The sequence below is a fragment of the Oceaniradius stylonematis genome (genome assembly GCF_965223445.1).
GTDB lineage: Bacteria > Pseudomonadota > Alphaproteobacteria > Rhizobiales > Rhizobiaceae > Roseitalea > Roseitalea stylonematis.
Genome location: NZ_OZ244994.1, coordinates 2,450,217 through 2,463,796, shown reverse-complemented (window position 1 = coordinate 2,463,796; position 13,580 = coordinate 2,450,217). Strand labels below are relative to the sequence as shown.

Annotated in this window: 16 protein-coding genes; 3 read left to right on the top strand and 13 right to left on the bottom strand. The window is 65.3% G+C overall.

The features are described from left to right. The first annotated feature begins 29 nt into the window (after positions 1-29). Positions 30-1,580 (top strand): ComEC/Rec2 family competence protein, encoded by a 1,551-nt coding sequence (locus ACOQOU_RS12140; RefSeq protein ID WP_109766726.1) that lies wholly within the window; start codon positions 30-32, stop codon positions 1,578-1,580. Between the two features lie 97 nt (positions 1,581-1,677). On the opposite strand, the gene ACOQOU_RS12135 is transcribed toward ACOQOU_RS12140, so the two are convergent. Next, complete coding sequence (locus tag ACOQOU_RS12135; RefSeq protein ID WP_420578723.1) at positions 1,678-2,046, bottom strand: SH3 domain-containing protein; 369 nt, start codon at positions 2,044-2,046, stop codon at positions 1,678-1,680. Positions 2,047-2,167: 121 nt separating this feature from the next. Then, positions 2,168-3,010 (bottom strand): lipo-like protein, encoded by an 843-nt coding sequence (locus ACOQOU_RS12130; RefSeq protein WP_306026161.1) that lies wholly within the window; start codon positions 3,008-3,010, stop codon positions 2,168-2,170. A 181-nt stretch (positions 3,011-3,191) separates the two neighbouring features. Here ACOQOU_RS12130 and mbfA point away from each other — a divergent pair, with 181 nt between their 5' ends. Both mbfA and ACOQOU_RS12120 read left to right on the top strand, forming a co-directional pair. Beyond that, positions 3,192-4,175 carry an iron exporter MbfA gene (gene mbfA, locus ACOQOU_RS12125; protein WP_306026160.1) on the top strand — a complete coding sequence of 328 codons (984 nt, stop codon included), beginning with the start codon at positions 3,192-3,194 and terminating at the stop codon, positions 4,173-4,175. Positions 4,176-4,368: 193 nt separating this feature from the next. Continuing rightward, positions 4,369-4,506, top strand: coding sequence for a hypothetical protein (locus ACOQOU_RS12120; protein WP_306026159.1), 138 nt, complete (start codon positions 4,369-4,371; stop codon positions 4,504-4,506). Positions 4,507-4,556: 50 nt separating this feature from the next. On the opposite strand, the gene ACOQOU_RS12115 is transcribed toward ACOQOU_RS12120, so the two are convergent. The 11 genes from ACOQOU_RS12115 to ACOQOU_RS12065 form a co-directional block, all read right to left on the bottom strand. Then, positions 4,557-5,171, bottom strand: coding sequence for a transglutaminase-like cysteine peptidase (locus ACOQOU_RS12115; RefSeq protein ID WP_109766723.1), 615 nt, complete (start codon positions 5,169-5,171; stop codon positions 4,557-4,559). Between the two features lie 140 nt (positions 5,172-5,311). Beyond that, on the bottom strand, positions 5,312-5,839 hold the full coding sequence (locus ACOQOU_RS12110; protein ID WP_306026158.1) for a GNAT family N-acetyltransferase: 528 nt from the start codon (positions 5,837-5,839) through the stop codon (positions 5,312-5,314). A 21-nt stretch (positions 5,840-5,860) separates the two neighbouring features. Next, on the bottom strand, positions 5,861-7,123 hold the full coding sequence (locus tag ACOQOU_RS12105) for a polyhydroxyalkanoate depolymerase (RefSeq protein WP_109766721.1): 1,263 nt from the start codon (positions 7,121-7,123) through the stop codon (positions 5,861-5,863). A gap of 252 nt (positions 7,124-7,375) precedes the next feature. Beyond that, positions 7,376-7,669, bottom strand: coding sequence for a DUF1330 domain-containing protein (locus tag ACOQOU_RS12100; RefSeq protein WP_109766720.1), 294 nt, complete (start codon positions 7,667-7,669; stop codon positions 7,376-7,378). A gap of 95 nt (positions 7,670-7,764) precedes the next feature. Beyond that, complete coding sequence (gene pyrF / locus ACOQOU_RS12095) at positions 7,765-8,469, bottom strand: orotidine-5'-phosphate decarboxylase (RefSeq protein ID WP_306026157.1); 705 nt, start codon at positions 8,467-8,469, stop codon at positions 7,765-7,767. After that, positions 8,466-9,038: an NADPH-dependent FMN reductase gene (locus ACOQOU_RS12090; protein WP_306026156.1), complete on the bottom strand. Its 573-nt coding sequence runs from the start codon at positions 9,036-9,038 to the stop codon at positions 8,466-8,468. Before ACOQOU_RS12090 ends, pyrF begins: the two co-directional genes overlap by 4 nt. Before the next feature lie 69 nt (positions 9,039-9,107). Continuing rightward, positions 9,108-9,755, bottom strand: coding sequence for a class I SAM-dependent methyltransferase (locus tag ACOQOU_RS12085; RefSeq protein ID WP_375566717.1), 648 nt, complete (start codon positions 9,753-9,755; stop codon positions 9,108-9,110). Then, positions 9,745-10,878: a molecular chaperone DnaJ gene (gene dnaJ / locus ACOQOU_RS12080; protein WP_109766845.1), complete on the bottom strand. Its 1,134-nt coding sequence runs from the start codon at positions 10,876-10,878 to the stop codon at positions 9,745-9,747. The genes ACOQOU_RS12085 and dnaJ overlap by 11 nt, the downstream gene beginning before the upstream one ends. A gap of 119 nt (positions 10,879-10,997) precedes the next feature. Further along, the gene (locus ACOQOU_RS12075; RefSeq protein WP_306026155.1) at positions 10,998-12,110 is read right to left on the bottom strand and encodes an acyltransferase family protein; all 1,113 of its coding nucleotides are present in this window, start codon (positions 12,108-12,110) and stop codon (positions 10,998-11,000) included. Positions 12,111-12,190: 80 nt separating this feature from the next. Further along, entirely contained in the window at positions 12,191-12,868 is a 678-nt protein-coding gene (yihA, locus tag ACOQOU_RS12070) for a ribosome biogenesis GTP-binding protein YihA/YsxC (protein ID WP_109766716.1), read from the bottom strand. Beyond that, on the bottom strand, positions 12,865-13,515 hold the full coding sequence (locus tag ACOQOU_RS12065) for a CatB-related O-acetyltransferase (protein ID WP_109766715.1): 651 nt from the start codon (positions 13,513-13,515) through the stop codon (positions 12,865-12,867). Before ACOQOU_RS12065 ends, yihA begins: the two co-directional genes overlap by 4 nt. Positions 13,516-13,580 lie beyond the last annotated feature (65 nt).

Sequence of the window (13,580 nt, the reverse complement as noted above, 5' to 3'; positions counted from 1 at the left end):
ACGTATTTTCTTTTCTTTCGGGAGCCCCCATGAACACCGGCTTTGTAAAACGAAACGAGAAAAGCGGTCCAACCTGGCTCTACTCCAAAAAGAGCAGGGCCCGCGGCGCCCGCGCAAGGGATGTCCGCTGGGGCGATTTCCTCAACATCGAATCGATCGACCAGGATGGATGGGCGAAGATAAAATGGGGCAGCAAACGCTACTTCCTGCCGGTCGAGGACATTGCCACCGAACGTCCGCTGGAGGTCATGTTTCTCGATGTCGGCCAGGGCGACGGCTGCGTCGTCGTTTCGCCGGAAGCGCGCACGGATGCGGGTGCGGCGGACCATGAGCGCGAACGGATCATGGTCATCGACGCCGGCATATCCGACAACATGTTCGGCTTCCTGCGTTGGCGCTTCGGCAAGCTAAAGAGGGCATTCCGGTTCCACGCGGCGATCATCACGCATCCCGATGCCGACCACTATCGTGGCTTCCAGAAGATCTTCTCGCACAAGAACATCGAATTCGACCGCATCTATCACAACGGTCTGATGGAGCGCACCGGCAACGATCTGCTCGGGCCGACCGATGCGAGCGGGCGATATCTGACCGGCATCGTCGCGTCGGACACGGCGGTGCGCACGCTGTATGGCGATCCGGCGGTGCGGGGCCGGAAATGGTATCCAAGGCTTTTGCACACGGCGATGACGAGCGGCCGCGTCGGCCAGATCGAAATGCTGTCGACCGAGCATGGCGAGTCCGAGGCCGGGCGCCAGTGGATCCCCGGCTTTGCGCCGAGCTCCGGGCGGGACGTTGCCATCGAAGTCATCGGTCCGGTGGTCGAGCGCGACGCGGCTGGCAACGACCGTCTGCGCTGGTTCGGCGACGGAATCGGCTCGTCGGCCAAGAACACCGGCAAGACAAAGAACGGGCACTCCGTGCTGCTGCGGCTGACGCTCAGATCGTTCAAGCTGTTCTTCGGGGGCGACCTGAACGCGCCCGCCGAGGACTTTCTGCTGCGGCACTATGGCGGGATCGGAGACGCGCAGGCGCTGGCGGACGCCGTACCGCAGGCCAGCACCCGGCTGTCGGCGGACGTCATGAAGAGCTGCCATCACGGCTCCAACGACGTCACCGACGAGTTGCTCAAGGCCGTCAACCCGTTTGCCTTCGTGATTTCGTCGGGTGACGAGGAAAGCCATGCCCATCCGCGACCGGACCTTCTGGGGCGGCTGGGCAAGTTCGGCCGGGGCGATGCCCCTCTGCTGCTGTGTACGGAACTGCTGCGATCGACGCGCGAGGAAGGCCGTGCGGCCGACTTCAAGAAGCTCGCTTTGCTGAACAAGAAGATCGAAGCCCCGACGACATCGGACGCCGACAGGAAAAAGTTGCGGCAGGAACGCGCGCGGCTGACGAAATTCATCCAGCAGCGCAATGTCGGCGTCTATGGCGCGATCACGGTGCGGACCGACGGCCACCATATGGAGATCTCCTTCAAACTGGAGTCGCCCCGGGGCAAACAGTCCTGGCAGCGCTACGGGTTCCGCCAGGGCGCCCACGACGAGTGGGTTCCCACGGGCGGCCTGACTTCCCACTGACCGGACCACGGCCGGCGCTGCCGGCGGCAGCACCAGACGCCCTGATCGAAACGGTCAGATTGTGCGCTTTATGCACACGTGCCGCGAGCAGGCTTTCCTACGGGCAAACGCCGCCGACCGAGATGTACTTGCCGTAGACCCAGCCTTGTGCGTTGGGCTGTCCCCAAAGCGGGTTGTTGCAGCGGCCCGACATGCACATGGCCGCATACCAGTTGCCCCGGCGGTCCCACACGGCGATCTCGTCGCCCAGGTAGAATTCGCCGATCTGCTGGTAACCCGATCCCGGCCCGCTGCGCACGGCGAGAAACCCGTTTCCTGCGGCGTGGTTGTACTGGCTGATCGGCCGCACCCCGACGATATGGCCGGTGCAGTCGCCGGCCTGGGCCGGCACGCTTGCGGACAGTCCGCCAAGCGCCAGAACGGTCGCGGCGACAAGGGTGTTCAGGGATCGGTGCGCTTTCATCATCTGTCTCCCGATGCGGTGGCTCGTGTCACGGGCCGGCGCGCCACCGGCTGCCGGCGGCGGCACTGAAGACCCGTGCGGGGGCCTGTGCATTGACGGCGGTCAAGTACGCTTCGGATCGCGCTCAGCGGCGCATGGCGACCGGCTCGGCCGGCGGTGTTGCGGCTTCGGGCGCCGCGTCGCCGGGTTTGGACGGTTCGCGCCACTGAAGACGCTTGTAGTCGAAGCCGAAACGCAGGGTCGGCTTGACGATCTCGAAATAGGGCGAGGAATCGAAGTCGCGCGGCGTGAACAGCGAGTGATGGCGGATGTGAAGGATCTCGCGGCGCGAATAGTCCGAGACGGCACGGGCGCGCCCCCTGGCCAGCGTGATTTCGGGCAGGATCGGGTAACGGATCTCCTGGAACGCCTGGGCGATCAGCGTCGAACAGATGGCGCGGGTGGGATCGCCCGAACCGAACTGGATCATGCGGCGGCGCCAGCGCACCGGAACCGGCGGCGTCGGCAGGAAATAGCGCAGCATGTCCAGGATGTTCTTGTTGTCGTATTTCAGGCCGATCTTGCCGATCATGAAATCGACGACGACCTGCCGGTCGGACGGCGTCAGGCCGACGGGCCGGCAGATGCGCGTGTTGTAGGTCTCGTATTTCTCCAGCGGCTCGGCGGTGCAGCCCGTGCCCAGATTGACCTCGACCAGGCGCCTGCGGCGGCCCGAGGCGTCGACCTCGTCGATCGCGTCGCCGACATAGAGCGCCGCATGGCTCCAGGTCGACTGGGTCAGATATTTGATCGCCGCCGAAATCTGCCGGTTGCCCTCGACCAGCAGCACGTCGCCCGGCTCCAGCGTGCGGTAAAGCGTGTGCGGATCGGACGGCGTGTAGGGCCTGTAGCCCGATGATTCCGCTTCCAGCCGGCCCGCCAGCCAGTGCCCGATGTTGTCCAATATCGTATCGCGCTGTTCGGTCATCTCATTGCGCCCACACCGCATGCGCCCTGTCGCCGAAACAGCCTATCACCGCTTCGGTGAAACCTTGCTTAAACCCGATGCACATTGGCGTGAGCAAATTTGTGGCGGCGCGTGGCGTTGCGCGGCTTGCCCCCGGAGCGCGAAAGGCTTAGTTTAGAATTATTCCAAATTGGTGATTTCCATGCTCAACAAATTCTTCGTATCCAACCGGCGCGACTTCTCGTCCCTTTCCGAACAGGAAGTGCTTGCGCTTGCGATCTCGTCGGAAGAGGACGATGCGCGCATCTACCTGGCCTATGCGGACGGGTTGCGCGAGGACTATCCGCAATCAGCGAAGATCTTCGAGGACATGGCCGCCGAGGAAGGCGAGCACCGCACCCGGCTGATCGAATTGCACAAGAAGCGCTTCGGCGACACCATTCCGCTGATCCGGCGCGAACATGTGCGCGGCTATTACGACCGCAAGCCGGACTGGCTGGTGCGTCCGCTGGGTCTCGACAAGGTGCGCGGCCAGGCCGCCGAGATGGAGGCGCAGGCGCAGCGCTTTTATCATCGCGCGGCGCAGCAGTGCACGGATGCGGACACGCGGGCGCTGCTCGGCGATCTGGCGCTCGCCGAGAGCGGGCACGAGCAAAAGGCGGTGCAGTTGGAAGCCGAGCATCTGCCAGAGGATGCGCGCCAGGAGGAGGACGATGCCGAGCGCAAGCAGTTCATTCTGACCTATGTGCAGCCCGGTCTCGCCGGGCTGATGGACGGATCGGTATCGACGCTGGCGCCGATCTTCGCCACCGCGTTCGCCACCCAGGACACATGGACGACTTTCCTGGTCGGCCTTGCCGCCTCGGTCGGCGCGGGCATTTCGATGGGCTTCACCGAGGTGGCCTCCGACGACGGCGTGATTTCCGGGCGCGGCTCGCCGATCAAGCGCGGGCTGGCAACCGGCATCATGACGACCGTCGGCGGCCTAGGCCATGCGCTGCCCTATCTGATCCCGCATTTCTGGACCGCGACGATCATCGCCATGGTCATCGTCGTCATCGAACTGTGGGCGATCACCTGGACGCAGAACCGCTTCATGGAAACGCCGTGGGGACGGGCGATCTTCCAGGTGGTGCTGGGCGGCACGCTGGTCTTCGCCGCCGGCATGCTGATCGGCAATGCTTAGCCGCCGCGCGGGCAGCGGCGCCCGGAGGTTAATGCGGCATTAACCAAGATGAACGATAGTGGTTGCATTGCGGGTTCGGGTGGTTCGGAGGGCGTCGAATCGGGTGATCCGTTCACGCCGAATTCATCTGTAGCGGGCTAGTCTTGGACCCATCGCACACGGCAGGGGCGCCGTCAGAAAGGGGACAAGACCAATGCGTGCCATCCAAGTCCAAATCCGGTCCATCCGCGAGTTCATCTGGCCGAGCTACCAGCCCGAGCGCCACTATATGCGCGGCCCCGGCCCGGCCTGCGCGCGGCGCGGCGGCGTCAACCTGATCGACGCCGGCTGATCACGGACCGAAGAACGGAAACGACCGCCGCACCTCGCGGCTGCCAGGGATCAGCGCGCGGAGACGGTCGGCGCGGCGGGTTCGACCGATCCGACGACCATCCGGTCGGGCATCTCGATCGACACCCAGTGCCCGGCATGACGCTCGGACTGGCGCTTGAGATAGGTGTACTCGGTGTCGCTCCAGAGCCGGACCTCGGACCTGAGATTGTCGAGCACGAAGTCGCCGCGGTCGGTGCGCACCGTCAGCACCGCGTGCCCCTCACCATCGGGCTTGCGCACGACGGTGATCAGAAGGCCCGAGGGCGGCAATCCCTGACCGATCAGCATCTGCCGCTTGAGCAGGACATAGTCCTCGCAATCGCCGGCCGCGTCGGGAAACGTCCACACCTCCTCGCGGCCGTAAATGTCCATGTCGCTGCGCGGTTCGATCACCATGTTGACCGCCGAATTGACGTTGAGGATCTGCGCCCAGATCTCGCGCGTGATGGTGATCGGCTTGTAGGAACCGCGCTTCTGGCGGCATTCCTCGGTGTAAAGGCGGCAGAACTCGTAATGGCCGATCGGCTGGGAGGTCAGTCCGCCGGTCTTCATCGCGCCGGCATCGGCCGGTCCGGCCAACGCCGCCAAGCCCGCGGAAACCGCGGCAATCCACCCGAAACGCATACGCACGCGCCCCACTCCCTGTCCCGTTCGCCGGCGGGGTCTCACCGGTTAACAAACAGTTAATCACGCGGGCCGGCGACCGGCAACGGGCATAGGTTCACGGGTCGGTGACATGGTTAACGGTTGGGGGCGATGGACGGTCAGGGTGCCCAAAGGGCGGGGTCGCTCCAGGGCTCGGGCACCGAAAGCGTGCCGCGCGGCGGCCTGGCGGCGGCGGCAAGGGCGAGCGACTGCCATGCGTCCCGCCATGAGACAGGCAGTTCGAACGGCGTTGCGACGCCGGTCTCGGGGGCAAAGCCGAAGCGGGCGTAATAGGCGGGATCGCCCAGGACGAAGACATGGGTGATGCCGGCCTGTCTCAGCCTTTCGCGGCCATCGCGGACGAGCGCGCTGCCGATCCCCTGCCCCTGCCGTGCGGATGCGACGCCGAGCGGACCGAGGAGCGCAAGGCGCGCATCGGCATCGCTGAGGCCGCAATCGGTGAAGATGACATGTCCGACGAGCGCGCCGTCCTCCACCGCCACCAGCGACAGGACGCCGGACGGCATGTCCAGCAGCTTGCGAACCACCGGCAGCAGATCCTCGTCCGGAAAGGCATCGGGATAGAGCGCCTCGATGCCGTTGCGGTCGTCGGGCGCGCCCGGACGGATCGCGACGGATGCGGTCATGAACAGTCAGACGAAACGCGATCAGGCGACGGCCCTGATCTTGCCGCGGCGTTTGACATTGGACTGGGCGCGCATGAAGTTCAGCATGCGCGGGGCGACCTCGGTGCGGAAGCGCGAGCCGTTGAAGACGCCGTAATGGCCGACGCGCGGCTGCTCGTAATGAACCTTCATGTTTTCCGGCAGGCCGGTGCACAACGCATGTGCGGCCCTGGTCTGCCCGCGTCCGGTGATGTCGTCATTCTCGCCTTCGACGGTGAACAGCGCCACGCGGCTGATGGCGCCCGGATCGACGGGCTCGCCGCGATGGGTCATCGTGCCCTTGGGCAGTGCATGCTCGATGAAGACGGTCTCGACGGTCTGGAGATAGAATTCCGCCGTCAGGTCCATGACCGCGAGATACTCGTCGTAGAACTCGCGGTGCTTTTCGGCCGAATCGCCATCGTCGCGCACCAGATGCATGAAGAAGTCCTTCTGCGCGATCATGTGCCGGTCCATGTTCATCGACATGAAGCCGGTCAGCTGCAGAAAGCCCGGATAGACGGGCCGGCCGAATCCCGGATTGGGAAACGGCACATGCATGATGACATTGTCGCGGAACCAGTCGAGGTCCTTTTCCTCGGCCAGCTGGTTGACGGCGGTAGGATTGCAGCGCGTGTCGATCGGACCGCCCATCAGCGTCATCGAGGTCGGCGAATTGGGGCTGCCATGCTGCTCCATCACCGAGACCGCCGACAGCACCGGAACCGATGGCTGGCAAACGCCGACAATGTGCGTGTCGGGGCCAAGATGGTTCAGCATCTCGATCAGATAGTCGATATAGTCGTCCAGATCGAAATGGCCCTCGGACATGGGCACGTGGCGCGCATCGACCCAGTCGGTGATGTAGACCTCGGCTTCCGGCAGGAAGCGTTCGACCGTGCCGCGCAGCAGCGTCGCATAGTGCCCCGACATGGGCGCGACCAGCAGAACGCGCGGGTCGGACGGGCGCGGCTTGGCGAGATCGCGCTGGAAATGCACCAGATTGCAGAACGGCTTGGACCAGACGGTGTTTTCCACCACCGGCACCTGCTTGGCGTCGATCACGGTCTCGTCGAGATCGAAGGCCGGCTTGCCGTAGCGGCGCGTGGTGCGCTCGAAAACCTCGGCCCAGGCGGCGACGGTGCGGCCGTAGCGCGTGCGGGAAACCGGGTTGAGCGGGTTCTGGTAGAACAGCCGGGTCGCGTCGGCGGCGGCGCGCCATGGCTGCATCACGGCATGATTCAGTTCATACAAATGATAGAACACCTGTCGTCCTCTCCTCATGGGCCGTGCGGCGGCTTCTCATAGGGTCTTTATGCAGGCCGCTTCTTGTGCATGGCAACATTAAATCGATTGCACGCTAGCACTGGCTTCGCGGTTGCGAAATCGTGCTAACGTCTAGGTAGTGCCCAATCCCCTGCATTTCACGCACCATCGGGCCATTAGGCGGCGCATGTGTTAATGCGGCGTTAACTTCGGTTAACGAAAGGTGGCGGCGGGCCGCCGGCGCGGGCGCCATCAGGCGTCGTGGCCCTCGACGACGATGACTTCGCCCTCGGAAATCTCCTGCCGGATGGCCCGCGCCCCGGCGTAGGTGTCCGAATTGTAGCAGGCGAGCGCCGCCTCATAGGTGGGGAATTCGATGACGACGTTGCGTTGCCGGCTGGCGCCTTCGGACGCCCCAATCGCGCCGCCGCGCACCAAGAATTTCGCGCCATGCTCCTGATAGGCGGGCGTGGCCGCCGACACATAGTCCTTGTAGCGTTCGGGGTCGTGCACGGTGATCCGCGCGACCCAATATCCCTTCGGCATGGTTTGTCTCCCCTGATGACGCCACTGTTGCGCAACGGCCAGCAAATTCGGTCAAGCGGCCAAAAGCAAGCCCGCTCTGGATCTGTTCAGACCACCTAGCCTTCCGCGGCCGCGGCCATCTCGTCGAGGATCGCGGCGGCCGCCCCGGCGGGGTCGGGCGCGGCGATGATCGGCCGGGCCACGACCAGATGGGTCGCGCCGGCGGCCATCGCTTGGGCCGGTGTGACGACGCGCTTCTGGTCGCCTGCCGCGCTGCCGGCGGGCCGGATGCCGGGCGTGACGATCGCCATGCCCGGTCCGACCACATCGCGCACCGGTTCCGCCTCAGCCGCCGAACAGACGATGCCGCCCATGCCCGCGTCGCGCGCCTGGCGCGCCCGCTTCAGGACGAGACCGGCGGCATTGTCATGATAGCCGGCATCGGACAGGTCGTGATCGTCCATCGAGGTCAGGACGGTAACGGCGAGCAGCGTCAGATGGCTGCCCTGCGCCGCTGCGGCGGCGGCGGCCATCGCCTTGGGGTAGGCATGGACGGTCAGCATGTCGACGCCCATCGCCGCCACGCTCTGGACGCCCTGCGCGACCGTGTTGTCGATGTCGAGCAGCTTCATGTCGAGGAACACGGACTTGCCCGCCGCCTTCAGGCGGCGTGCCAGATCGAGCCCGCCCGCAAAGACGAGCCGGTAGCCGATCTTGTAGAAGGAGACGGTGTCCCCGAGCGTGTCGACCATGGCCTCGGCATCGGCAACGGCCGGCAGATCGAGCCCGACGATCAGGCGATCACGCACCGCCGCGATCATGACCGTGCCCTGCCCTCGGTCAGGTTTTCCAGAAGCGACCGGCAGGTGTTTTGCAGCATTTTGAGCTGGCGCTCGTCGGCCGGCAGCCCGTCCTCGCCAAAGGCGGTTGCGGCGCGGCTGATACCGGCCTGTTCGGTGACGATCTGCGCGCCGACATTCATCAGCACCGAGCGGAGGTGATAAAGCCCGCGAATGCCGCCGAGCGCACCGTTGGATGCGGCGCCCAGCGCCACGGTCAGGCCCGCATAGGCCTTGATGTCCTTCGGCGCGAGACTGACCCAGTCGATCGCGTTCTTCAAAAGGGGCGGGATCGAGGAATTGTATTCGGGCGAGGCGATGAACAGTCCGTCATGGGCCGCAAACAGGCGTGCCAGCCGGACGGCGTTTTCCGGCACGCCCTTTTCGCTCTTCAGATCCTCATAAACCAGCGGCAACGGATAATCGCCCAGCGAGATCATCGTCGTCTCGGCGCCCATCTCGGCCAGCACCTTGTTGGCGGCCTGGGCGAGCGACACGTTGAACGAGCCGGATCGCACCGATCCGGCAAGCAGGAGGACTTTGGCGGGCATGGCGATCCTTCGAGGCGGTGAAAGACGGTGGGACGGTGCAGTGCAATAGACCGCAATCGGGGCCGGCGATCAATCCGGGCGCGAATAAAGCCAAACACTGGCCGGCGGCAGGTTCCTGACGACCCTGGCGCTGCGGTGCATGCGCACGCGCGGATCGCTCGGCTGCAGCGGCGCCTTGGCCGAATAGGTGATCTGCACCATCGGGCGGCCGGGCGGCACGCGTCCGATCGCGCTCATCAGCAGCGCGTCGCTGCGCTCCGGGCCGAAGCTGAGCAGGGGAATGCCGGAAATCACGCAATCGAACAGCGACACGCCCGTAGCGGCGAGCGTCGTGTCGAGATCGAAGGCATCGCCGTGGATGACATTGACGCCCGGAAAGGCCTTCTCCAGATGCCGGCACAAGTCGGCCGATTGCTCGATCGCGTAAAGATCGCCAGGGGCGACGCCACGATCCAGTATCGCGCGCGTGACGGGTCCGGTGCCCGGACCGAGCTCGAGGACCGGAAGGCCGGATCGGCAATCGATGGGGCGGGCCATTTCGACCGCGGTCTGGCGCGATGTCGGCGTCACCGACGAAACCCGGCGCGGCGACCGGAACATGGCGGCGAGAAATTTCAGCCGGTCAGACAGTTCGCTGCGCTTGCGCCGGGACCGATCGGCGGCGTCGACGTCATCGTCGCCATCGCGGCGGGATGCGAAGTGGGGATCAGTCTCCAAGGTCGAAAAAGTCCTTCATGCGGGTGAAGAAGCCGCTCGACTGGGGGCTGTTCTCCTTGGCCGAAATGTCCTCGAACTCGGTGAGCAGTTCGCGCTGGCGCTTTGAAAGGTTCTGCGGCGTCTCGACGGCGATCTGGATGTAGAGATCGCCCATCTGGGCCTGCCGCATCACCGGCATGCCCTTGCCCTTCAACCGGAACTGGCGGCCCGACTGGGTGCCCTCGGGCACCTTCACGCGGGTTTGCGAGCCATCGAGCGTGCCCACTTCAAACTGGCCGCCGAGCGCGGCCGTGGTCATCGAAATGGGCACCTTGCAGTAAAGGTCGGCACCGTCGCGCTGGAAGAATTCGTGCGGCCGCACCGAGATGAAGATGTAGAGGTCGCCGGCAGGGCCGCCGCGGAAGCCGGCTTCGCCTTCGCCGGCGAGGCGAATGCGCGTGCCGTCCTCGATGCCGGCGGGAATGTTGACCGAAAGCGAGCGTTCCTGGGTGACGCGCCCGTGGCCCGAGCAGGTCTCGCACGGATCGGTGATGATTTCGCCGCGGCCATTGCAGGCCGGACATGTGCGCTCGACCGAAAAGAACCCTTGCGCGGCGCGGACCCGGCCGGCGCCGTTGCAGGTCGTGCACGTCGCCGGACTGGTGCCCGGCTTGGCGCCCGATCCCGAACAGGTCTCGCAGGTGGCCGAAGTCGGCACGCGGATCTGCGCGGTCTTGCCGGCAAAGGCCTCCTCCAGCGTGATTTCGAGATTGTAGCGCAGATCGGCGCCGCGCTCGCGGCCGCCCGGACCGCGCCGGGCGCGCCCGCCGCCCATCATCTCCCCGAAAATGTCCTCGAATATGTCGGCAAAGCCGCCGGCGCCGGCACCGCCGAAGCCGCCTGCGCCGCCCATTCCGCCGTTTTCGAACGCGGCATGGCCGAACCGGTCATAGGCGGCGCGCTTCTGCGGGTCCTTGAGCGTCTCGTAGGCTTCGTTGGCTTCCTTGAATTTTACCTCGGCTGCGCTGTCGCCGGGATTGCGGTCGGGATGATATTTCATCGCCAGCTTCCGGTAGGCGCTTTTGAGCGCCTTTTCGTCGGCATCGCGCGATACGCCCAATGTCTCGTAGAAATCGGCCTTCATCTTGGTCCAGTTCACATCTGCGCGCGGCTGTGCAGGCGTCCGCATGGCGGACGCGCCCTCTCGTGCACAGCAGATAGTCGGTGCCGCGGGAAAATTCCAGCCGTTGCCGCAATTCCGTTTCAGGCGCGGGCCGGCTGCACTGCTTTCCGCTGCCTGTCGCCCAGCGCCATGATCGCGCGGGCGGCCGGCGTTTCGAAAAAGCGCAGCGACAGGGCGGCCACGACGAAGGTGGCGACGACCGGGACGGCTGCGAACAGGTAGAACAAACTCGTCTCGGGAGCGCCGAACGCCAGCTTCCACACGCCCGAGAAGAACAGCGTCTCCATGACCGGATGCCACATGTAGATGCCGTAGGAGAGAATGGTGACCGGCGCGAGCCCCGTCAGGAGGGAGCTGGCGCTGTCCGGCTGGCGCTCGACCAGCGCAACGCAGACGATGGCGCACCCGATCAGCGCCAGCGCCACATAGGTGCCCATGCCGGCGAACATGGTGACGATAGACAGGCCGAGAAACATCCAGCCGGCCGGACGCGAACCCAACCGGGCCGGGAGGCGTCCGACGATGCGGAACAGGATCGCGCCGAAGGTGAAATCGGCGAAGATGCGCCCGGCGCCCCAGCTTTTGGCATCATACCAGGTCTGGGAATAGTCGGTGGCGTCGCGGCTTGCCCATTCGAGCCCGGCGAGCGTGAGGGCGAGCACGGCGACCAGACCGGCAATGCCCATGCGCAGACCCGCAAATGCCAGCACCGGCAGCATCAGATAGGCGAACCATTCGCCCGACAGCGACCAGGACACATAGTTGAAGGTCAGCGTGTCGTGCACGCCCCATGCCTGCAGCAGGAACAGGTTGGTCAAAAGCTGGCTCATGTCGTAGCGGCTGTCGATGCCGCCCGCCTCGATCAGCCCGGCATGGGCGGCCATGCCGACGGCGACGAAGAAGCCCAGCGTTGCCAGATGCAGCGGGTAGAGCCGCGAAAGGCGCCGCAGGACGAAGCGGCCGTAGGCGCCGCGAGTCAAAACGCGATCATGATAGCGCTCATAGATCAGGAAGCCGGACAGGACGAAGAACATGTCGAGCAGCGGGTTCATGTGCTCGAACCAGGTGGTCAGCGCATCGTCATGGGGCGCCGAGAACGAGAAGTGATAGCCCATCACCAGCATGGCGGCCAAAAGCCGCCATACCGCGAATGTGCCGTAGTCGGGATATCGTCGCGCCGCACTTGCCGTCATCGGCCGTCCTGTAGCGCAAACGGACGCCGAAATCGCCGGGAACCGCGCGCTACGGTTAACCGGGCGCGGCCCGTTTTCCGTCACGAAGCAACGGCATAGGCGATGGCGCGGCGCAGATCGTCCAGACCCAGCGCCTTGTCGGACGACGTCGCGATCACGCCCGGGAACGCGGCCGGCCGGCGCCGGATGCGCTGTTCGGTCTCGGCGGTCAGACGGGCGACCGCGGGCGGCTTGATCTTGTCGATCTTGGTCAGCACGAGCTGGTAGGAAATGGCGGCCCGGTCGAACAGGTCGAACACCTCTTCATCGTTTGTCTTGATGCCGTGACGCGCGTCGATCAGCACGAAGACGCGCTTGAGCGTGGTCCGCCCGCGCAGATAGTCGAACACCAGATCGGTCCAGCGGTCGACGGTTTCCTTCGGCGCCTTGGCGTAGCCGTAGCCGGGCATGTCGACGATGGCGAGCGGCGGCAGATCGTCGAGCGTGCCGGAAAAACCCTCAGGGACGAAAAAGTTCAGCTCCTGCGTGCGGCCGGGCGTGTTGGAGGTGCGCGCGAGCCCGTTCTTGCCGGTCAGCGCGTTGATCAGAGAAGATTTGCCCACATTGGACCGTCCGGCGAAGGCGATCTCGGGCGGGCCTTCGGGCGGCAAATGCTCCATGGCGGGCACGCCGCGCACGAACGTCCATGCGCCCCTCGCCTTGAGCGCCGCCCAGACGGGCGAGGACGTGTCGATGGTGAGGTCGGCCGCGTCGGTCATGGCCGCTTATCCTCGATCGCTTCGAGCGCGGCAAGATCGTTGCCGCGAATGGCGTCCAGATGCGCGGTGATCGTCTCCGCCGGCCAGTTCCACCAGGCGATGTCCAACAGCCGCGCGATGGTCCGGTCGTCGAACCGCATCCTGACGATGCGCGCCGGATTGCCGGCCACGACCGCATAGGCGGGCACGTGGGAGGCGACGACCGAGCGCGCCGCGACGATGGCGCCGTCGCCGATGGTGACGCCGGGCATGACGAGCGCCCCATTGCCGATCCAGACATCGTTGCCGACGATCGTGTCGCCGCGGCTCGCATCGACCCACGTCTGCGGGTCGAAACCCTCCTCCCAGCCATTGCCGAATATGTTGAACGGATAGGTGGAAAAGCCGTCCATGGCGTGGTTGCCGCCGTTCATGAAGAAGGTCGTGCCAGCAGCCAGCGCGCAGAAGCGGCCGATCACCAGCCGGTCGCCCAGAAATTCGTAATGATGGACGACGTTGCGCTCCTCGAAGCGCTCGGCGCCGCTCGCATCGTCATAGTAGGTATAGTCGCCCACTTCGATGTTTGGGCGGGTGATGAAATTGTTGAGAAAGACCGCATGCGCGTACCCGGCAAGCGGATAGGCGGTGGTCGGATGAGGCCCGTGCATGGCTGAGCTCCGAAAGTGAGTGGTCGGGATGGTGTCGTCGATCCATCCGTTGCAAACGGCGGATC